This window comes from Nitratireductor sp. ZSWI3 (assembly GCF_024655565.1).
In the GTDB taxonomy this organism is placed as follows: domain Bacteria; phylum Pseudomonadota; class Alphaproteobacteria; order Rhizobiales; family Rhizobiaceae; genus Nitratireductor.
Genome location: NZ_JANKOF010000039.1, coordinates 1 through 18,232, shown reverse-complemented (window position 1 = coordinate 18,232; position 18,232 = coordinate 1). Strand labels below are relative to the sequence as shown.

The 18,232-nt window shown below is 65.8% G+C and carries 18 protein-coding genes; 6 read left to right on the top strand and 12 right to left on the bottom strand.

Features of this window, described 5'->3' with window-relative positions:
• Nucleotides 1-58: 58 nt before the first annotated feature.
• From NUU27_RS13510 to NUU27_RS13495, 4 genes are all read left to right on the top strand, one after another.
• Complete coding sequence (locus NUU27_RS13510; protein ID WP_257762639.1) at nucleotides 59-1,009, top strand: ABC transporter permease; 951 nt, start codon at nucleotides 59-61, stop codon at nucleotides 1,007-1,009.
• Nucleotide 1,010: 1 nt separating this feature from the next.
• Complete coding sequence (locus NUU27_RS13505) at nucleotides 1,011-1,754, top strand: ATP-binding cassette domain-containing protein (protein WP_257762638.1); 744 nt, start codon at nucleotides 1,011-1,013, stop codon at nucleotides 1,752-1,754.
• 110 nt (nucleotides 1,755-1,864) lie between these two features.
• On the top strand, nucleotides 1,865-2,725 hold the full coding sequence (locus NUU27_RS13500; RefSeq protein WP_257762637.1) for a sugar phosphate isomerase/epimerase: 861 nt from the start codon (nucleotides 1,865-1,867) through the stop codon (nucleotides 2,723-2,725).
• A complete protein-coding gene (locus NUU27_RS13495; RefSeq protein WP_257762636.1) occupies nucleotides 2,722-3,384 on the top strand; it encodes a nucleoside/nucleotide kinase family protein in 663 nt (220 codons plus the stop codon). Before NUU27_RS13500 ends, NUU27_RS13495 begins: the two co-directional genes overlap by 4 nt.
• On the opposite strand, the gene NUU27_RS13490 is transcribed toward NUU27_RS13495, so the two are convergent.
• The 11 genes from NUU27_RS13490 to NUU27_RS13440 form a co-directional block, all read right to left on the bottom strand.
• Nucleotides 3,344-4,432, bottom strand: coding sequence for an ABC transporter ATP-binding protein (locus NUU27_RS13490; RefSeq protein WP_257762635.1), 1,089 nt, complete (start codon nucleotides 4,430-4,432; stop codon nucleotides 3,344-3,346). The two genes, NUU27_RS13495 and NUU27_RS13490, sit on opposite strands and share 41 nt — an antisense overlap.
• 2 nt (nucleotides 4,433-4,434) lie before the next feature.
• Nucleotides 4,435-5,220, bottom strand: a complete 786-nt coding sequence (locus NUU27_RS13485) for an ABC transporter permease (protein WP_257762634.1) — start codon at nucleotides 5,218-5,220, stop codon at nucleotides 4,435-4,437.
• Nucleotides 5,217-6,203 carry an ABC transporter permease gene (locus NUU27_RS13480; RefSeq protein WP_257762633.1) on the bottom strand — a complete coding sequence of 329 codons (987 nt, stop codon included), beginning with the start codon at nucleotides 6,201-6,203 and terminating at the stop codon, nucleotides 5,217-5,219. Before NUU27_RS13480 ends, NUU27_RS13485 begins: the two co-directional genes overlap by 4 nt.
• Before the next feature lie 79 nt (nucleotides 6,204-6,282).
• Entirely contained in the window at nucleotides 6,283-7,392 is a 1,110-nt protein-coding gene (locus NUU27_RS13475; protein ID WP_257762632.1) for a PotD/PotF family extracellular solute-binding protein, read from the bottom strand.
• A gap of 95 nt (nucleotides 7,393-7,487) precedes the next feature.
• Nucleotides 7,488-8,579, bottom strand: coding sequence for an NAD/NADP octopine/nopaline dehydrogenase family protein (locus tag NUU27_RS13470; RefSeq protein ID WP_257762631.1), 1,092 nt, complete (start codon nucleotides 8,577-8,579; stop codon nucleotides 7,488-7,490).
• Between the two features lie 43 nt (nucleotides 8,580-8,622).
• Nucleotides 8,623-9,201, bottom strand: coding sequence for a peroxidase-related enzyme (locus NUU27_RS13465; protein WP_257762630.1), 579 nt, complete (start codon nucleotides 9,199-9,201; stop codon nucleotides 8,623-8,625).
• Nucleotides 9,198-9,704 (bottom strand): CMD domain-containing protein, encoded by a 507-nt coding sequence (locus NUU27_RS13460; protein ID WP_257762629.1) that lies wholly within the window; start codon nucleotides 9,702-9,704, stop codon nucleotides 9,198-9,200. Before NUU27_RS13460 ends, NUU27_RS13465 begins: the two co-directional genes overlap by 4 nt.
• An 8-nt stretch (nucleotides 9,705-9,712) precedes the next feature.
• Complete coding sequence (locus NUU27_RS13455; protein WP_257762628.1) at nucleotides 9,713-11,224, bottom strand: NAD(P)/FAD-dependent oxidoreductase; 1,512 nt, start codon at nucleotides 11,222-11,224, stop codon at nucleotides 9,713-9,715.
• Nucleotides 11,221-12,219, bottom strand: a complete 999-nt coding sequence (locus tag NUU27_RS13450; protein WP_257762627.1) for a LysR family transcriptional regulator — start codon at nucleotides 12,217-12,219, stop codon at nucleotides 11,221-11,223. The genes NUU27_RS13455 and NUU27_RS13450 overlap by 4 nt, the downstream gene beginning before the upstream one ends.
• A 94-nt stretch (nucleotides 12,220-12,313) precedes the next feature.
• The gene (locus NUU27_RS13445; protein ID WP_257762626.1) at nucleotides 12,314-13,621 is read right to left on the bottom strand and encodes an MFS transporter; all 1,308 of its coding nucleotides are present in this window, start codon (nucleotides 13,619-13,621) and stop codon (nucleotides 12,314-12,316) included.
• A complete protein-coding gene (locus NUU27_RS13440) occupies nucleotides 13,621-13,896 on the bottom strand; it encodes a metal-sensing transcriptional repressor (RefSeq protein ID WP_257762625.1) in 276 nt (91 codons plus the stop codon). Before NUU27_RS13440 ends, NUU27_RS13445 begins: the two co-directional genes overlap by 1 nt.
• A gap of 176 nt (nucleotides 13,897-14,072) precedes the next feature.
• On the opposite strand from NUU27_RS13440, the gene NUU27_RS13435 reads away from it, so the two are divergent.
• Nucleotides 14,073-15,515 carry a sodium:alanine symporter family protein gene (locus NUU27_RS13435; RefSeq protein ID WP_257762624.1) on the top strand — a complete coding sequence of 481 codons (1,443 nt, stop codon included), beginning with the start codon at nucleotides 14,073-14,075 and terminating at the stop codon, nucleotides 15,513-15,515.
• Nucleotides 15,516-15,579: 64 nt separating this feature from the next.
• On the opposite strand, the gene NUU27_RS13430 is transcribed toward NUU27_RS13435, so the two are convergent.
• Nucleotides 15,580-17,253, bottom strand: coding sequence for a Na/Pi cotransporter family protein (locus NUU27_RS13430; RefSeq protein ID WP_257762623.1), 1,674 nt, complete (start codon nucleotides 17,251-17,253; stop codon nucleotides 15,580-15,582).
• Nucleotides 17,254-17,913: 660 nt separating this feature from the next.
• Between NUU27_RS13430 and NUU27_RS13425 the strand changes: the two genes are divergently transcribed.
• The coding region (locus NUU27_RS13425; protein WP_257762661.1) for a hypothetical protein at nucleotides 17,914-18,232 on the top strand (319 nt) is incomplete at its 3' end.

Below are 18,232 nucleotides of genomic sequence, written 5' to 3'. Positions count from 1 at the left end.
CCGCCGGCGGGCGCGGCCAAGCCCGCCCGCCGGTTTCTTCGAGTTTCGGAAAGCAATCATGAAACTGGCTTCCTTGCTTGCGCGCGCCCATGTCCGGGCTGAATCCCTTGCGGTCCTCATCGCGCTGTCGGCCGTCATGGCGATCATCTCGCCGGTGTTCCTCAGCTTCGGCAATCTGTTCAACATCATCCTGGCGACCGCCACCTACGGGATCCTGGCGATCGGCGCGACCTTCGTCATCAGTGCGGCGGGCATCGATCTGTCGCTGGGCTCGGTTCTCGGGCTCGCCTCCGTCACCGGCGCCTTCCTGGTGGTCAATCTGGGGCTTCCCTGGCCGTTCGCCATCGTCGGGTGCCTGGCCGCCGGCCTTGCGGCGGGGGCGGTCAACGGGCTGATCATCGTGCGCGGCAGGGTTCCCGCATTCATCGTCACGCTCGGCATGCTGGGCATTGCCCGGGGTCTTGCCCTCATCATCTCCAGCGGGCGTGGCATCTACGGCCTGCCCGAGGAGATCCTGTTTCTCGGCCAGGCGCGGCCGTTCGGGGTTCCCACCCCGGTCTATGTGCTGATCGTCGTCGCGCTCGTCGCACACTACATCCTCGCCCACACGCCCTTCGGCGCCCACACGCTGGCGCTCGGCGACAACGAGGCGGCGGCGCGGGCGACCGGCATCGACGTGCGGCGCCAGCGCCTCATGCTCTATTCGCTGTCCGGCCTGATGGCCGGGCTAGCCGGGCTGATCTTCACCGCCCGCGTCAACACCGGCGATCCGACAGCCGGCCTGAACTACGAGTTGCTGGCCATCACGGCGGCGATCATCGGCGGCACCAACCTCTTCGGCGGGCGCGGCTCGATCCTCGGCACGATGATCGGCGCGCTGATCATGGGCGTCCTGCAGAACGGGCTGAACCTGATGGCCGTGCAGGCCTATTACCAGCAGATGGCGATCGGCATCGTGCTCATCGCCGCCGTGTGGCTGGATCAGATCCGCAGCCGGGGGAGGATCTGACATGTCGCTTCTGAAGCTGACCGATCTGCACAAATCCTTCGGCGCGGTGAAGGTTTTGCGCGGCGTCAATCTGGAGGTCGCGGCGGGCGAGGTGATCGGCCTCGTCGGCGACAACGGCGCCGGCAAGTCGACGCTGATGAAGACCATTACCGGGGTCTATCCGGTCGATGACGGCATGGTGCGCTTCGACGACGAGGACGTCACCCATCTCAATCCGGGAGAGCGGCGGGCACGCGGCATCGAGATGATCTACCAGGATCTCGCCCTTGCCGGTCAGCAGGACGTCGCCAACAACATCTTCCTCGGCCGTGAGCCGACGAAGCGCCTGTGGGGCATCCTGCCGTCCTTCGTCGACAAGGCCAGGATCGATTCCGAAGCGCAGAAGATGATCGACCGCCTGGGTGTGCGGATCCCGTCGATCCACCTGCCGGTCGGTATGCTGTCCGGCGGTCAGCAGCAGACGATCGCCATCGCCCGGGCCCTGACCTTCCAGCCCAAGCTCGTCATCATGGACGAGCCGACGGCGGCGCTCGCCGTGCGCGAGGTGCAGAGCGTGCTCGATCTCATCGAACAGATGCGCAGCGAGGGCATTGCCGTGATCCTCATCAGCCACCGCCTCAACGACGTCTTCGAGGCCTGCGGCCGGATCGTGGTCCTGCGGCAGGGCAGCGTGATCGCCGATCTGAACAAGAAGGAGACCAACATGAACGAAGTCGTCTCCTACATCGTCGGCGCCCACGGCTGAAGCCACGGCATCGGCCCGAAAACGGATTTTCGGGCCGATGCGTAGATTCAATGGTTTGCAGCGTCCTTGTGCGTCCGGATGGACGCACGGGCTGCAGTGAAGGAAGAAAGATGACACGTCTCGGACTGCATTCGCTCGCCATCACGCCTCTGTGGAATCCGCAGGAGGCGGAAGGCTATTTCCCCAAACTCAAGGCGCTCGGCATCAGCGCGTTCGAAGTGCCGCTTCTCGATCCCGCGACGTTCGACAGCGCGGGCACGAAGGCTGTGTTCGAGAAGCACGGCCTGACGCCGATCTGCTCGCTTGGCCTTCCCGGCACGATCGACGTGACGGAGCGCACCGAGGAGGCGATGGATTTTCTCGACGCCGTGGTGAGGGCCGCCCGTGCCAGCGGGGCAGACATGCTGGGCGGCGTGACCTACGGGACGATCGGCCGGGTTTCCGGCCGCCCGCCGCAGGCGAGGGAGTATGACGCGATCTGCCGGCTGATCGGCCATGTGGCGGGCACGGCCCGGTCGCTCGGCATGCGGCTCGGGCTCGAGCCCTGCAACCGCTACGAGACCCATCTCCTCAACACAGCCCGGCAGACGGCCGACCTCATCGAGCGGATCGGCGCCGACAACCTGTTCATCCACCTCGACACCTATCACATGAACATCGAGGAGAAGGGGCTGGGCAACGGCTTCCGCGATGCCGGCCGGCATCTCGGCTATGTCCACCTGTCGGAAAGCAACAGGGGCGTGCCGGGCGCGGGGACGATCGACTGGGACGATGTCTTCGCCAGCCTGAAGGCGCTCGGATATGGTGGGATCATGACGCTCGAAAGCTTCGTCCACGTGGCGCCGGAGCTTGCCGGGGGTCTTGCCGTGTGGCGGCCGGTCGCCGAGAACCCGGACGACGTCGTCGACAAGGGCGTTCCCTATCTCACCGAGGCGGCGCGGCGGGCGGGCCTGGACATGGAGCGGCCATGAGCGGCGAGAGGGACACGATCGAAGCCCTGACTGCGGCCATCGGAGCGCTTGCGGGTCCCGGGCAGCGTGCGGTCGTCGCCGTGGCCGGGGCGCCGGGCTCGGGCAAGTCGACGCTCGCCAGCCGTCTTGCGGAAGCGCTCAACGAGGCGGCGCCGGACAGTGCCGCCGTCTTGCCCATGGATGGGTATCACTATGACGATCTGGTGCTCGTCCCGCGCGGCCTGCGCGCCAGGAAGGGCGCGCCGGAGACCTTCGACGTCGCCGGCTTCGGCCATATGCTGCGGCGGCTCAAGGCCAATGAGGAGCCGGAGATCGCAGTGCCGGTGTTCGACCGCGCCATCGAGATCGCCAGGGCGGGCGCCAGGATGATCCCGCGGTCGGTGCGCTTCGTGATCGCCGAGGGCAACTATCTGTTGCTCGACGAGGATCGCTGGCGCGATCTTCACGGCTGCTACGACATGACCGTCATGATCGATGAACCGGAAGCGGTGCTGCGGCAAAGGCTGGAAAAGCGCTGGCGCGATCTGCCTCTCGGGGAACGCCGCGCCAAGATCGAGGGCAACGATCTGCCGAACGGAAGACGGGTGATGACGGGCAGCATCGCGGCCGATTACACGCTCAGTCCCGCAGCACCGCCAGCCGGTCGGCCTCCCAGCTGATCCACAGCTGATCGTCGTCGATGCTGGCGGCGTTGCCCGCGTCCATATAGGCGCGGATGAGCGTGTCCCGGCCCTCGCCGATGCGGATATCGAGGGAGGTGCGGCTGCCCTTGAACAGCTTGTTGACGACGCGTCCCTCTATGGCGTCTTCCCTGGTAGGCTTCTTCGGATGGCAGGTGACGTTCTCGAGCCGCAGCGAGGCGGTCACGGCCTCGCCCGCGGCCGGCTGGCGGCCATGCGCCGCGCCGCGCACGGCCATGCCGTTCCAGTCGATGACGATCGCGTCCCTGTCGATGCCGCGCACCGTGCCTTCGATGAGGTTGGTCTCGCCGATGAACTCGGCCACGAAACGGCTCTCCGGACGGAAATAGAGGTCCTCCGGCGTGCCGGCCTGTTCCACCCTGCCGGCGTTCATGACGACGATGCGATCCGACATGGTCAGCGCCTCTTCCTGGTCGTGGGTGACGAAGAAGAACGTCTTGCCGGTGCGCTTCTGGATGTCCTTGAGCTCGATCTGCACCTGGCCGCGCAACTTGGCGTCGAGCGCGCCGAGCGGCTCGTCGAGCAGGAGCAGCTTGGGATCGGGGGCCAGCGCCCGGGCCAGCGCCACGCGCTGCCGCTGGCCGCCGGAAAGCTGCTCCGGCGTGCGGTTGCGGAAGCCGGAAAGCTGCAGGAACTCAAGCAATTCGCCGGTGCGGCGGTCGATCTCGGCGCGCGACTTGCCTTTCAGCTCCAGCCCGAAGGCGACGTTCTGGCCGACCGTCATGTGCGGGAACAGCGCATAATCCTGGAACACCATGTTGACGTCGCGCCGGTTGGGCGGCTGGCGGGTCACGTCGGCGCCGTCGAGGACGATGCGGCCTTCGTCGGGGGTCTCGAAGCCGCCGAGCATGCGCAGCGTCGTCGATTTGCCGCAGCCGGACGGGCCGAGGAAGGTGACGAACTCGCCGGCCACGATCTTCATGTCCAGCCGGTCGACGGCGACGACGCTGCCGAAGCGTTTGGTGACGTTGTCGATGTGGACGATGGTGTCCTTTTCGCCGGTCATGGTCAGGAGCCTTTGTTCAAGCGCCGCATGGAACGCTCGGCCCACAGGCCGAGGATCGCGGTCATGATGAGGACGATGGTCGAGATGGCGTTGATCTCCGGCGACATGCCCGAGCGCAGCTTGGCGAAGATCAGCACCGGCAGGGTCGGCTGGTAGCCGCCGAGGAAGAAGGCGCGCACGAAATCGTCGAAGGAGAGCAGCATGCAGAAGATGCCGGCGCCGATCAGCGCCGGCTTCAGATAGGGCAGCGTCACGCGGAAGAAGGCGACGATGCTGTCGGCGCCGAGGTCGCGCGCCGCCTCGATGTGGCTCTTCGGCTGGGTCGACAGCCGCGCCATCACCACCAGCGCCACGAAGGGCACGTTGTGCACCGTGTGGCCGAGGATGATGGCCATCATGCCGGGCTCGATGTCGATCAGCCTGGCGAAGATGCGCAGCGCGATGGCCGAGATGATGCCGGGAATGACGGCGGGCAGGCAGGCCAGCGCGAAGATGATCGCCTTGCCGCGGAAGGTGTTGGGCCCGAGAAAGGCCGCCATCCACGTGCCGATGATCAGCGACAGCACCGTGGTCGAGATGGCGATCGCCATCGAGTAGCCGAACACGGCAAGCACCTGCGTGTCCTGCGCGACGGCGATGTACCAGTCGAAGGTCCAGGAGCGGATCGGAAAGCCGATGAACTTGGAATCCTTGAAGCCCATCGTCACCATCAGCGCCAGCGGCACGAAGAGGTAGGCGACGAAGGCCCAGTAGATGATCGACATCAGGATGCGCGTGTGGCGGGTCATCGCATCATTCCTTTCCCGTCACGGCCCATCAGCTTGAGGAAGAGTCCCGTCAGAGCCAGCGTGGCGATCAGCATGATGGAGGAGAAGGCTGCGCCCATGGGCCACTGATCGCCGGCGACGTGGAAGAAGCCGGCGATGGTTTCGGCAAAGACCGTCGAGCGCGGCCCGCCGAGCAACACCGGCGTGGCGTAGTAGCCGGTCGAGATCAGGAAGACGAGCGTGCAGCCCGAGGCGATGCCCTCCCTCGACAAAGGCAGCGTGACGCGGCGGAAGCGCGTCCACGCGCCGGCGCCCAGATCGGCGGCGGCCTCGAGATAGTTGTCGGGGATCTTCTCCAGCGCCGAATATAGCGGCAGCAGCATGTAGAGCGCCGTCAGGTAGATGATGCCGACGCCCAGCGAGAACCCGGTGTACATGAACGGGATGGGGCGCTCGATCAGGCCGAGCGATTTGAGCGCCAGGTTCACCGCGCCGTTGTTGCCGAGCAGGATCATGATCGCATAGGTGCGCACGATCTCGCCCACCCAGAACGGGATCAGCAGCAGAAGCAGGAACAGGAGCTGGTGTCCGCGCTTCACGTGCTTGGCCAGGAAATAGGCGACCGGATAGGTGATCAACAGCGTGATCGTGGTGAATGTGAAGGAGTAGGCCAGGGTCCGGAAGAACGGGATGATGAACACCCGGTCCTGGAAAAAGGCCGCCCAGTTGGCGAGCGTGAACTGCGGCTGATAGCCGACCTTCGGCGGGTAGGAATCGAGAAAGCCGATCCAGAACATCTCGATGATGGGGCCGAGATTGGCAAAGAAGACCCAGAACAGCGGCAGGCTCGCCAGGAGCACGAATTGCCGGCGCGGCGTCTTGAACAGCGTGCCGGATATCGCCTGGTAGGCGCCGTTCTGCAGCAGCGCGCCCCAGAAGGTCGGCCTGCCGCCCGGGGCGGCCGCCTTCGCCAGGTTTGCAGTTTCGGAGTCCGCATGGGCCATGGGGGATCGCCTGTCCTGTCTCGATAGGCCGGACGGCCGGGGAGGATCCCCGCCCGTCCGGTTCGCCGTCGTTTCGCCGTCAGGCGGCCTTGATTTCCTCGACCGCGGGATCGACGAGCTTGTACTTCATCTCATTGGCCTCGGCCCGGAAGAACTGCAGCCCCGCCAGTTCCTCCTCGGTGAAGGAGGAGGCCTTCTTCTCGATGTCGGACAGATACTGGTCGGCGCCCTTGTAGGTGGAGATGAAGCCGGACGACTGGGTCATCTTCGCGCCCACCTGCGGATTCGCCAGGAGCGCGTCGAGCAAGGTGTAGGCGTTGTCGGCATTGGGGGCGTTGTTGGTGACGTTCAGCGTGTAGACGAAGCCGTATGTGCCTTCCTTCGGAATGGTCATGTCGACCGGGAAGCCGTCGGTGATCAGCTTGGCGATCGGCCCGTTCCAGGCATGGGCGAGCACGATGTCCTGGTTGATGAACATCTGCTGGACCTCGGCGCCGGCGTCGTAGTATTTGCGCACCAGCGGCTTCTTCTCGATCAGGAAGTCGCGCGCTTCCTTGACGACCGCGGCTGCCTTTGCCGGATCGTCCATATAGGCGACCATGTTTCCGTCATAGCCCTTGTACAGCATGACGACGGACATCATGTCCTGGATCGTGTAGGCGGTCTGGCCGGAGTATTTGTCGGAGAAGAGCACGTCCCAGCTCTTCACCTCGTCCTCGCCGACGACCTCGGTGTTGTAGGCGAGGATCTCCGCGCCCGACAGGATCGGCGCACCCCATTTGTTGCCGTCGATCGTCGCCCAGTCGCTCTCGGAATAGACCGGGTTGATGTTGCCCCAGTTCTTCAGGCGGTCGGTGTCGAGCGGTGCCAGAAGGTCCGAGGAGATGAACTGCAGGAAGCGGTGGCCGGCCACGGTGACGATGTCGGTGGACGGGTTGGGTGCTTCCGCGGCGAGCAGGTTGAACTGCTTGCCCTGGTCGTCGACCAGCCGGATCTGGATCTGGATGCCTGTGTCCTTCTCGAATTCGGCCTTGAAGTCGTCGGGGATGAAGTTGGCATAGGTCCACACGTTGACGACGCCCGCGGCACGGGCGGCGGTCGAGCGCAGATATGCGGGGGCGGCAAGCAGGCCGGCACCGGCTGCGCCCGTCTTGAGGAGATGTCTGCGATTGATGATGAGTTTGCTCATGGCGGTTATCCCTCTTTCGGTTCCGGTACGTTCATCATGTCATGCATTTCGTTCGGCAGGGATCTTTGCGGCCCTTTCGTCAGGCGTTCCGGCGGTCAGGCCGGCAGTTTTTCGGCGCGATAGCCCTCGCGCGACAGGGTTTTGAGCTCCTCGAGCGTCATGCCGTCGATCGCCAGCGCGTCCAGAAGCTCGTTTTCGGCGAAGAAGTCGCGCCCATACATCGCCGAAAACGTCTCGACGCCGGCCCGGTGCAGCTTCGCCTCACGGCCCGTCAGCTCGCCGAGCCTGACCGTCATCAGCAGGCCATAGGGGACGTCCTCGGTGACATAGCGGCTGTCGGCCGTGGCCGGCCCCGTGCCGCCGCGGCCTTCCTCGTGCATCGCCAGGTTCATGTTCGACACCGTATCCTGCGGCACGTGGAAGGAGAGGTGGAAGTGCTCGAAAATGGTGCGCACGGACAGGCCGAGCGCCTCGGCGATGGCGAGCCGCTCGCGGTCGAGCGCTTCGAGCAGCCGTCCCACATTGGGCGTCACGTTGAAGCCCTGGCTCCAGCTTTCGCCATGCTCCATGCGGGTCATGTTGCAGAGCGCGATGCCCATGTGGTTTTGCGGGTTGAGATTGCTGAGCGCGATGGCGAGCAGCCCGTCGCGCTGGACGAAGCGGTCGCCGAACAGGCTCTGGCAGAGCGCGAGGCCCTCGTCGGAAAGCCGCTCCGGCACGGTGCACAGGTCGATCTTGCTGCGCACCGTGTTGACGTTGACCTCCGTAAGGCTCGGCTGGCGGCCGGTGACGGCCGTCGTCCCCCAGGCGACGATGGGTATGGTGATGCCGCGCGCGGCCAGCAGGCGCGAAAGATAGAGCGCGCCGAACGAGGCGTGCGAGGAGATGATCACCGCCTGGCCGGGGCGGATATGCGGGGCGATCGCATCAAAGGCATGCTTGTGCCCGTAGCCGGGCAGGGCGAGGAGAACCACGTCGGCACCGGCGACCAGTTCCTCGGCCGATCGTGCGACGCCGGGATGGAAGGAGCCTTCGACGGCGCCGCTCGCAACGAGCGGTTCGCCGGCGGCCAGCCTCCCGGTGCGGGCGCCGGAGGGCGACCACAGGACCGGCCGGTGGCCCGATTGCTCGAGAAACGCCGCAACCCCGAAGGCGATGGCTCCTGCCCCGACTATGCCAACACGCATGCTGTCCCCCTTACGCAAAACGCCTTACTCCGAACCTCGTTCATCAATCCTCGACCACCGGGTCGCCCAGCGTGTGCATCAAACGGTTGGCCCAGCCGAACAACGCGGCCGAGAGAATGAGGTCGAGCAACTCGTCGTCCTTCAGACCTGCCGCACGCAATGCCCGCATGTCCTCCTCGGTCGCCTCGCTCGGCGCCTTGGAGAGCTTCGCTGCGAAGGTGAAGATCGCCTTCTTGCGCTCGTCGAGTTCCGCATCCTCGCCATCGGCGAATATGCGGCGCATGACCTCTTCGTCCTTGGCGAGCTGGTTGTAGCGGCTCGCATGGACCGCCGTGCAATAGATGCAATGATTGACAACCGAGGCGCCGACCGCGCTCAGCTCGCGTTCGGCCCGTCCCATGCCGCCGCGATTGTACATGATCGCGTTGAAGAGCGGCGTGCGCACCTTGAGCGTCTCGACATCGTTGGCGAGCACCAGGACGTAGTCGGAAACCTTGGTGTTGGACGGCGTCACCTTGAGGGCGTCGAGCTGCTCGGGCGTCGCCTCGTCGAGCTTGATCGGCTGGACGCGCGGGCGCCAATGGGGGATCTTAGTGGTGAATTCGTGGATGATGGTGCTCATGCCGTCGCCTTCATAAGCTTGAGGCCGGCGATCACGCGGATCTGGTAGGCCAGGAATGCGTTGAGCTCGGAGAGGCGCACGATGTCCGCGTCCGAGATACCGGCGCTCTTCAGCGCCTCGATGTCGGCCGCGGCCGTGTCGCGCGGGTGCACCGACACCAGGTCCGTGTAGGCGATCAGCGCGGCGCGCCGGGCATCGCCGCCGCCCTTGTGGGCAGGATCGGCCATCGCCGAAACCGCTTCGTCGGCGCCCGCTTCCTCGAGCAGCGCCGCGTAGTGCGCGGCGAGGCCCTCATCGGCGTTGAGACGCGCGATGCGGGCGGCGAGCGCGGCCCGTTCGCCGTGCGAGAGCCCGCCGGGGTCAGCCGGCCTGAGGGCGGCATCGTGGGTTGCCTGCGTCATGGCCATGATGTCGACGCGGCCTTCCAGCGCATCGCGGACCGGGCCGCTGCCTGCCGCATCTGCCTGCGTTATCACGACGTCGTTCGGCGAAAGTTCACTCATGCCCTTGTTCAGCTCCCGATCTGATAGGCCCGCTCGGCAACAGCCGCGCCCGCGCTGTCCTCGAGTTCGGTTTCCGTCCACTCGTCACCGAGCAGTTCCGGCTTGTCGTAGTCGAGCATCCCCTGCCAATGGCGCTCGACATCCTCCCGGTAGAGCTTGGCCGCAAGCGCGTAGGCGAGCCATCGGGCGCCTTCGCTGATCCCCGGGATGTCTCCGGAGACCTTGCCGAGGCTGGCCGAGGCGCCGTAGTTGAAGCAGTAGATGTCGGCGAGCCACGGCGCCCGGCCGGGGCGGCGCTCGCGAAACGAGAAATCGGCGTTGAGATAGGGAAAGTTCGCCAGTTCCGGGCTCTCTTCTCCCTCGGGCGGCGTATAGCGGTCGCCCCACAGGAGGATCTCGCCCGCCGCACTGCCGAGCTCGGCGCGCGCCAGGGGATCGACGGTGAAGCCGGTGCCGAGGATGAGAAAGTCCGAGTGCAGCGTCTTTCCGGTGGTGGTTTCGACGACCACCTCGTCGCCCTCGTGACGCAGCCGTGCGATTCCCTCGCCGAAATGGAAGAAGGCATTCTCGTGCCGGCTGACCCGCAGGGTCGAGCCGCGCGGCGAAGGGGTCTGCGTGGCGAAGGAATATTGCATGAAGCGCCAGCGCCACTCGTCCGGCAGCTCGGCATAGCCGGCGGTGAAGCCGAAGGAGCCGATGCCCATCATCTTGTTGATGGTCGGCATCTGCCGGCGGCGGATCAGATGGCGCACTTCCTTTGCGCCGGCCTCGAGCGCCTCCGCCGAATTGTCGACCGCCGAGGCGCCGACACCGACGACGACGACGCGCTTGCCCTTGAGGGTGGAAAAGTCGATGTCCTCGGAGGAGTGCGCCCACAGGTGCTTGGGCAGGCCTGCGGCGAAATCCGGAATGTTCGGATGACCCGTCCCGTCGCGCCCCGTCGCCATGACGAATTTGCGCGTCAGCACCGAGCTTTCCTTCGCGCCGGCGCCGCCCAGTTCGAGCCGCAGGCAACCGCCCTCCGGGGTGACGCTCCTGACCTCGACCTCGTTCTCCACCGGCAGGCCGAGCACCTTGCGGTACCAGACGAGGTAGTCCATCCACATCGGGCGGGGGATCTTGTCGAGCGCTTCCCAGGCCTCCGGCCCGTGCTGCGCCTCATACCAGGCGCGGAAGGTGAGGGGCCCCATGCCGTAGGCGGGGCCCGGCAGCGTCTTGGGCGACCGCAGCGTCTCCATCCTGGCATAGGTGAGCCACGGACCCTCACGCCCCTTAGGGCTGCGGTCGAAGATGCGCATATTGTGTATTCCGCCGGTCCTCAGCGCGAAGGCCGCCACCAGGCCGCACATGCCGCCGCCGATGATCACGACGTCGTGTATCTTTTCGCCCGACGCGCTGCGCCGCTCCGGCACCCAGTTGGCCGGCGGCAGGTTGAGGCATTCGAGGTCGAAACGGATGCGGGCGGCCAGGGCATCCAGGCCTTGCGCGGCGCCGGGGGCGGGGCGGAACTGACAGGTCATGCTGATCCTCGATGATGCGCCTGGTTGCTCGACGGGCTCCGCGCCGCCGCGGATGCCTGCCGGTCCCTCGCCTGAACGTTGCGGGCGGGGTCGAGTATCTCGAGATCGGGAATGAGGCGCAGCGCCTCCTTCTCCACTTCCTCGATCAGTTGCGCGGCGAGGGGCCGCAGCGGCCGCGCGGCGGTGGCGACGGCGCCCCAATAGAAGGGCACGGCGACATCGATCGGCCGGATCACCACGCCCGGCAGGGTGACCCCATAGGCGCTGACGGGATCGATGATCGACACGACACCGGTCTTTTGGACGAGGCGCAGCGCGGAATAGGACACGTTGGTGCGGATCAGGGGACCGGGGCGAACGCCCTTTGCTTCCATGATCTGCGAGACCTGGCGCTGGAAGCGGCCCGGGTCGAGCATGGTCACGAACCGCCGTCCGGCAAAGGCCGAAAGCGGCACGACGTCGTGCTCGGCGAGCGGGTCGCCCTCGGGCAGGGCGGCCACGTCATTGGCCCGGTAGAGCCGCACCACGTCCAGCCCCGGCACGTCGAGCGGCATGCTGGAAAAGCCGATCTCCGCGCCGCCGGACCCCACCTCCTGCGCGACCATGTTCGGCAGATATTGCGCGATCTGGATCTCGGCCGGCAGCTTTTCGGCGGCAAACTCGGCCAGTGCGGCGGGAATGAGTCCGGTGGCGATCGCCGAGGTCGCGGCCACGTGCAGCGTGCGGCCCTTGCCCGCTGCGATGGCGCGGGCCCGCGCCGCCAGGCCGGAAAGGGAATTCAGCACACGGCGCGCCTCTTCCTCGAAAGCCACGCCTTCGTCGGAAAGCATCACCCGTCGCCCGGCACGCTGCAGAAGCGAAAAGCCCAGCTTGGCCTCGAGCTCCTGGATGGTCCGCGTGACCGAAGGCTGCGAGCGCTCCAGAAGCACCGCCGCTTTGGTGATGCTCCCGGTCTCGGCAACGGCCAGAAAAGTCTGAAGGTCCCGCGTCTCCATAAATATATGCTAGACGAATAATTTCATCGAATCCATCCAAAATTGACATGGATCAATGCGCGCCAGGCGGATTTGTGTCGCGCGGCCGCGCCGGTCACTTCCTTTCCGGCCAGCCGGTGTGCAGATCGTCTATGACGAAGGCATGCGCGTGGCGCCGGCGGGAGCCGCCGAGATGCGGGTGGTCCTCGGGCAGGTCGTCGTGGGCGTGCTCGATGATCTCGGGATCTTCGACGGGCCAGACGAGGAGCGCGAAGCCGATGGCGACGGCGGCGAGCAGCGCCAGGATGATGGCCGCTGCCGGCAGTCCGAAGGCCGCCCCCACCCATCCGGCCAGCGGATAGGTGACCAGCCAGCATGCATGGGACAGGGCGAACTGGGCGGCAAAGAGGGCGGGGCGGTCTTCGGGGTTCGAGGACCGGCGCAGGAGGCGCCCGGACGGTGTCTGCGCCAGGGAGTATCCGAGGCCGAGCAGAAACCACAGCGGCAAAAGCACGTAGTAGGCATCGAGCGCCACGGCCGCCAGCGTGCCGGCGCCGAGTAGCGCTGCGCCCGTCAGCACGGCTGTTCTGTCCGGGATCTTCTCGAGCAGCCCCGGCAGCATCAGCGCGGCGACCATGGAGCCGCCGCCGAAAGACATGAGCGCGATGGCCGTCGCCCTTTCGCCGAGCGCGAAGGCGGCCTGCACGTAGACGACGGTGTTGACGATGACCATCGCCCCCGCCGCCGCGACGGCGAGGTTGACGGCGAGCAGCCCGCGCAGGCGCGGCGTGGCGAGATAGATGCGGATGCCGCGCGTCATGCGATCGTAGATGCCGCGGGGCCTGGAGGGTTTCGGGCTCGGCAGCGCCACCGTCAGCACCAGGGCGGCGGAAGCGAGGAAGCCGATGACCGTGCCGGCAAACAGGTTGTGGAAGGAAACGAGGGTCAGCAGCGCCGCCGCCAGCATCGGGCTGACGACGCTCTCCAGATCATAGGCGAGGCGCGAGAGCGACAGCGCCCGCGTATAATCCTTCTCGTCCGGCAGCACGTCGGGGATCGTCGCCTGGAAGGCCGGTGTGAAGGCGGCCGATGCCGCCTGCAGCACGAAGATCAGGCAATAGACCTGCCACACCTCCGTCACGAAGGGCAGGAACACGGCGACGCCCGCCCGGACGAGATCGAGGGCGACGAGCATCACCCGCCGCCGGACCCGCTCGGCAAACGCGGAGGCAATCGGGGCCACACCCACATAGGCGACCATCTTGATCGCCAGGGCGGTGCCGAGCACGGCCCCGGCCCGCTCGCCCGTCAGGTCGTAGGCGAGCAGACCCAGCGCGACCGTCGCCAGGCCGGTGCCGACCAGCGCGATGATCTGGGCCGCAAACAGGTGGCGATAGGTGCGGTCGGCGAGGATGGCCAGCATCACAGATACTTCGCGATTTCCTTGAACTCGCTCACCGTCTCGCGCTTCTGCCGGGAGAGCGGCCCGACCGTCTCCTCCAGGCAATGGTCGAGGTGATCGTGGATGAGCGTCCGCTTGGCCTGCGCCACCGCCTTCTCCACCGCATGCAACTGCTGAGCGATATCGAGGCAGGGCTTCCCGGCCTCGATCATGGCAACGACGCTGCGCAGATGCCCCTCGGCCCGCCGCAGCCGCTTGACGATGCCCGGATGGGATGAATGACGGTGCTCGCTCATCGTTTAATCCTATCCTCCTCCATAGGATAGGGTCAAGCATACGGCACGGTTGTGCCCCGTTCGGGCTTTACGAGCTTGCGTTGATATTTAAGGTGGTCGATGTGCTGGCTAACAACGACTCACACGACCTCCCCGGATTGCGGCCAGCGGCATCGGGGCGAAGGTAGGAGGGACAGATGGCGTTCTTGGAAAGCTTATTCGGTGTCATCGGCGACTTAACCTGGGGCTGGTCCCTCATTCCGATCCTTGTCGTCCTCGGCATCTTCATCACCGCCCTGACGGGCTTCGTTCAGTTCGAATTCTTCAAGCGCATGTTCCGGGTTCTCTCGTCCAAGAACCAGAGCGGCGATCCCAATGCGATTTCGGCGCGCGCCGCTCTCCTGGTGTCGGTGGGCGGCCGTGTCGGCGGCGGAAACATCGCCGGCGTGGCGGTGGCGATCACGCTCGGCGGTCCTGGCGCCGTGTTCTGGATGTGGGCGATCGCCCTGGTCGGCATGGCCACCAGCCTCGTCGAGTGCTCGCTTGCCCAGCTCTACAAGCGCCGCGAGCCCGACGGCACGTTCCGCGGCGGGCCGGCGCGGTCGATCATCCACGGCCTCGGCGAGGACTACAAATGGCTGGCGATGCTCTATGCCGTCTGCCTGATCGCCGCCTTCGCGATCGGTTTCAACGCCTTCCAGGGCAACACGGTGGCCGGCGCCGCGCAAGACAGCCTGGGCGTCGACCGCTTATGGACCGGCGCGCTGCTGACGGTGATCGCCGGCTTCATCGTCTTCGGCGGCATCCGCCGCATCGCCAAGGCGGCAGACGTCGTCGTGCCGGTCATGGCCATCGCCTATCTGCTGATGGCGATCGTCATCATTCTCATCAACATCACCTCCATTCCCGCCGTCCTGTCATCGATCTTCCTGAATGCCTTCGGGCTCGAGCAGGCGGTCGGCGGGGGCATGGGAGCCGCCCTGGCGCAGGGGCTGCGCCGCGGCCTGTTCTCCAACGAAGCCGGGTTGGGTTCCGCGCCCAATGTGGCCGCCACGGCGGATGTGCGTCATCCCATCAGCCAGGGCATCACCCAGTCGTTCTCCGTGTTCATCGACACGATCCTGATCTGCAGCTGCACGGCCTTCATCATCCTGCTCGGCGACGTCTACGTGCCCGGCGCGGAGGCGATCGACGGCGTGGTGCTGACGCAGCAGTCGCTGGTCTCGCATCTGGGCGGATGGACGCAGTACTTCCTGACATTCATCCTGCTGCTGTTCGCCTTCAGCTCGATCATCTACAACTACTATCTCGGCGAGAACGCGCTGACGGTGCTGACCGAGAGCGTCGCCGCGCGCAACGCGTTGCGGGTGATCGTCATGGGCATCGTGTTTCTCGGCGCGGTGGCGCCCGGTGCGACCTCGGTGTTCTTCTTCTCCGATCCGTTGATGGGGCTCCTCGCGCTGGTCAACCTGATCGCGATCATGATGCTGCTCCCCACCTGCCTGCGCATCCTCCGCGACTTCCGGCGGCAACTGAAGGCGGGCGTCGATCGCCCCGTCCTCAATCCGAACGATTTCCCGGATCTGGACATCGACCGCACCGCCTGGACCGGAGTGGATCCCGACGCCCAGCCGGCGTGAACATCTGACCCGCTGCCGGCCGATCGCCGGCAGCGGGGCGCACGGCCGAAGGGTTGAAGGCGGTTCAGACCGCCTTCAACCGCGATCCGCTGAGGAGCCCGCGTTCTTCCAGAACCGGGTAGGCGAGGGCGGCGAGCAGGGAGTTGATCTGCTTCAGGTCGCGGATCGTGTCGAGATGGATGGAGCTGGTCTCCAGGCTCTGCTCCGTGCCCTGGCGCAGCCGCTCGAAATGCCGGCGGCTCGTTTCCTTCTCCACGTCGCGCAGGCGGTCCTTCTCCATCACCAGTTCGCGCGCCGTCTGCGCATCCTGCGTCACCAGAAGGTTGAAGGCGAGCCGCGCATTGGCCAGCACCGAGGCGTGGAAGGCCGAGAGCTCGCGCCACCCGGCATCGGTGAATTCGACACCGCGCTCCATCTTCTTCTCCACATGCGCCAGCATGTTGCGCACGATGATGTCGCCGACCTGTTCCAGCTTGACGCAGAAGCCGAGCAGTTCCTGGCAGCGGCGCGCCTCCTCGTCGGTCATCTGGTGCATGGTGATGCGGGCGAGATAGAGCTTGATCGCCGCATGCCGCCGGTCGACCTCGTCGTCGAGGGCGGCCAGCGCCTCGATCGACTTGCGGTCGGCCTTCTCGTAGAGCTCCAGGATGCGGCCGAGCATGAATTCGACCGTCTCGCACATGCGCACCACCTCGCGCGTCACATTGGCGAGCGCCTGCTGCGGGTGGTCGAGCGCATTGTCGTTGAGCGCGCTGGTCTCGGGGACGGCCGGCAACTCCTGTTCGCCGTCCTTCGCCTCTGTGGCCTGCAGCGCGACGATCGCCTCCGTCGCCTTCAGGACGAGGCGCGACAGCGGTATCCCGGCGATCAGGATCAACAGGTTGAAGGCGATGTGGGCGTGGATGATGCGGTCGGCGGGGTCGCTGCCGAGCCGCTCCAGCGTCGGATCGAAGACGACGAAGGCGGCGAGCAGCAGGACCGAGCCCAGACCGCGCATCAACAGGTTGCCGAGCGGCACGACGCGATAGGCCGGCGGCGCGCCGCGCGTCAGCATGGGCGCGATGAACGAGCTGCCGAGATTGATGCCGAGCACCATAACGATGCCGAGCTCCGGCGAGACGATGCCGCGCGCTGCAAACGTCGTCAGAAGAAGCACGGCGGCGATGCTGGAATGGAACAGGTAGGTCACCGCCGCGGCAAGCAGGAAGGCGGTGATGGGATCGCCCGACAGATAGCCGACGATGAGCGGCACGATGGTGCTCTGGCGCAGCGGCTCGGAAGCTTCGCCCATCATCTCCAGCGACAGGATCAGGAGGCCGACGCCGACCAGGATGCGGCCGAGCTGGCGCCACTGCCGGCGCTCCGTCGCCAGAAAGATCGTCGTGCCGGTCAGCAGGCACAGCGGGATCAGCAGCGTCAGGTCGAAGCTCAGGATCTTCACCACCAGCGCCGAGCCCACCTCGGCACCGCGCACGGCGAGAATGCCCGACAGGCCGGTGACGATGCCGAGCCCGGCAAAGGAGCCGACGAGCAGCGTCACGGCGGTCGAGCTCTGCAGGGCGACGGCCAGCGCCAGCCCGGTCAGCGCCGCCAGCACGGGATTGCCGAGCGTCCGCCGCAGGCGTTGGCGCAGGGCATTGCCATAGGCGCGCTCGACGCCCGTGCGCACCATCCGCGTCGCCCACAGCAGCAGGGCCACCGCACCGGCCATATGCAGAAAGAACACGGAACCGCTCATTTCGCCTCGCGCGTCTTATCGCTGCGACATCCGCCCCGAGGGTGCCTTTCGTTGCCGAAAAGCTGGCGGCCTGACATTGAAAGGTTTTGCCTCGGGAAAAGTTTCACCGAGAATTCCAGCCACGTTACATTGGTTATTTTAAAATGACAAATGTTCAAATTCAGCTTGCCCGGCGGTTCGATGGCGCCACCAGACGGCCCTTGTTGACCGAAGGTTAAGACGTTTCGGGAAGTTGGTCCTAAAAGAAAGTTATGAAATAAATATCGATTATAAGCTTATAACGCAATCAAATATCTGTGGGTTTTCATATTGACTCCAAGTTTTGTTGGTGTATATTTATTTAAACTATAGAATTTATAATAATAATATGGAATCATTGTATATTTTCTTTGGATTTCACGGGGCGGGTGCACGCCTCTGCCGCATGCCTGCATCCGAGCAGATTTTCACCAACGGACGGGTCCGTCCGTCTGTGGGAATCAGACCATTAAGGTCTTTTGCGTCCGCCGCAGAGCGGCCGGCGCGAAGGGCGTGTTCCCGGAAAGGTTTGCTCACGGGGACGCGTCGGCAGGGCTTCCTGCCAAGCAGCCGCCGGTGCGTTGGCGCCGGCAATCGCCATCGGGGACTTCGACGTTCCCATTTTTGAGGACCTGAATGATAATGACCGACAATTTCATTGTTCGTAAGGATTTGGATTCGCCGCTCAGCTTCGGTGGCGGCGGCAGTGGCAGCGGCTCGTCCATGGCTGCCACCGCCAGTGGCATCGTCACCGGCGGCGGTTTCGGCCTCGCGGTGGGCAGCCCGATCGGTGCGGCTCTGGGCACGGCCGGTGGCGCCATCGCAGGCGGCGTCGCCGGCGGTGTGATCGGATCGATCTTCCCGGTGGTGGGAACCGTTACCGGTGCCCTCGGCGGCGCGGGCCTGGGCGCGACGATCGGCGCGGCGATCGGCACGGCCGGCGGTGCAGCACTCGGCGCGC

Bases quoted from the DNA above. Each gene is read 5' to 3' on its own strand.
- NUU27_RS13510 (WP_257762639.1), top strand. From the start codon at position 59: ATGAAACTGGCTTCCTTGCTTGCGCGCGCCCATGTCCGGGCTGAATCC.
- NUU27_RS13505 (WP_257762638.1), top strand. From the start codon at position 1,011: ATGTCGCTTCTGAAGCTGACCGATCTGCACAAATCCTTCGGCGCGGTG.
- NUU27_RS13500 (WP_257762637.1), top strand. From the start codon at position 1,865: ATGACACGTCTCGGACTGCATTCGCTCGCCATCACGCCTCTGTGGAAT.
- NUU27_RS13495 (WP_257762636.1), top strand. From the start codon at position 2,722: ATGAGCGGCGAGAGGGACACGATCGAAGCCCTGACTGCGGCCATCGGA.
- NUU27_RS13490 (WP_257762635.1), bottom strand. From the start codon at position 4,432: ATGACCGGCGAAAAGGACACCATCGTCCACATCGACAACGTCACCAAA.
- NUU27_RS13485 (WP_257762634.1), bottom strand. From the start codon at position 5,220: ATGACCCGCCACACGCGCATCCTGATGTCGATCATCTACTGGGCCTTC.
- NUU27_RS13480 (WP_257762633.1), bottom strand. From the start codon at position 6,203: ATGGCCCATGCGGACTCCGAAACTGCAAACCTGGCGAAGGCGGCCGCC.
- NUU27_RS13475 (WP_257762632.1), bottom strand. From the start codon at position 7,392: ATGAGCAAACTCATCATCAATCGCAGACATCTCCTCAAGACGGGCGCA.
- NUU27_RS13470 (WP_257762631.1), bottom strand. From the start codon at position 8,579: ATGCGTGTTGGCATAGTCGGGGCAGGAGCCATCGCCTTCGGGGTTGCG.
- NUU27_RS13465 (WP_257762630.1), bottom strand. From the start codon at position 9,201: ATGAGCACCATCATCCACGAATTCACCACTAAGATCCCCCATTGGCGC.
- NUU27_RS13460 (WP_257762629.1), bottom strand. From the start codon at position 9,704: ATGAGTGAACTTTCGCCGAACGACGTCGTGATAACGCAGGCAGATGCG.
- NUU27_RS13455 (WP_257762628.1), bottom strand. From the start codon at position 11,224: ATGACCTGTCAGTTCCGCCCCGCCCCCGGCGCCGCGCAAGGCCTGGAT.
- NUU27_RS13450 (WP_257762627.1), bottom strand. From the start codon at position 12,219: ATGGAGACGCGGGACCTTCAGACTTTTCTGGCCGTTGCCGAGACCGGG.
- NUU27_RS13445 (WP_257762626.1), bottom strand. From the start codon at position 13,621: ATGCTGGCCATCCTCGCCGACCGCACCTATCGCCACCTGTTTGCGGCC.
- NUU27_RS13440 (WP_257762625.1), bottom strand. From the start codon at position 13,896: ATGAGCGAGCACCGTCATTCATCCCATCCGGGCATCGTCAAGCGGCTG.
- NUU27_RS13435 (WP_257762624.1), top strand. From the start codon at position 14,073: ATGGCGTTCTTGGAAAGCTTATTCGGTGTCATCGGCGACTTAACCTGG.
- NUU27_RS13430 (WP_257762623.1), bottom strand. From the start codon at position 17,253: ATGAGCGGTTCCGTGTTCTTTCTGCATATGGCCGGTGCGGTGGCCCTG.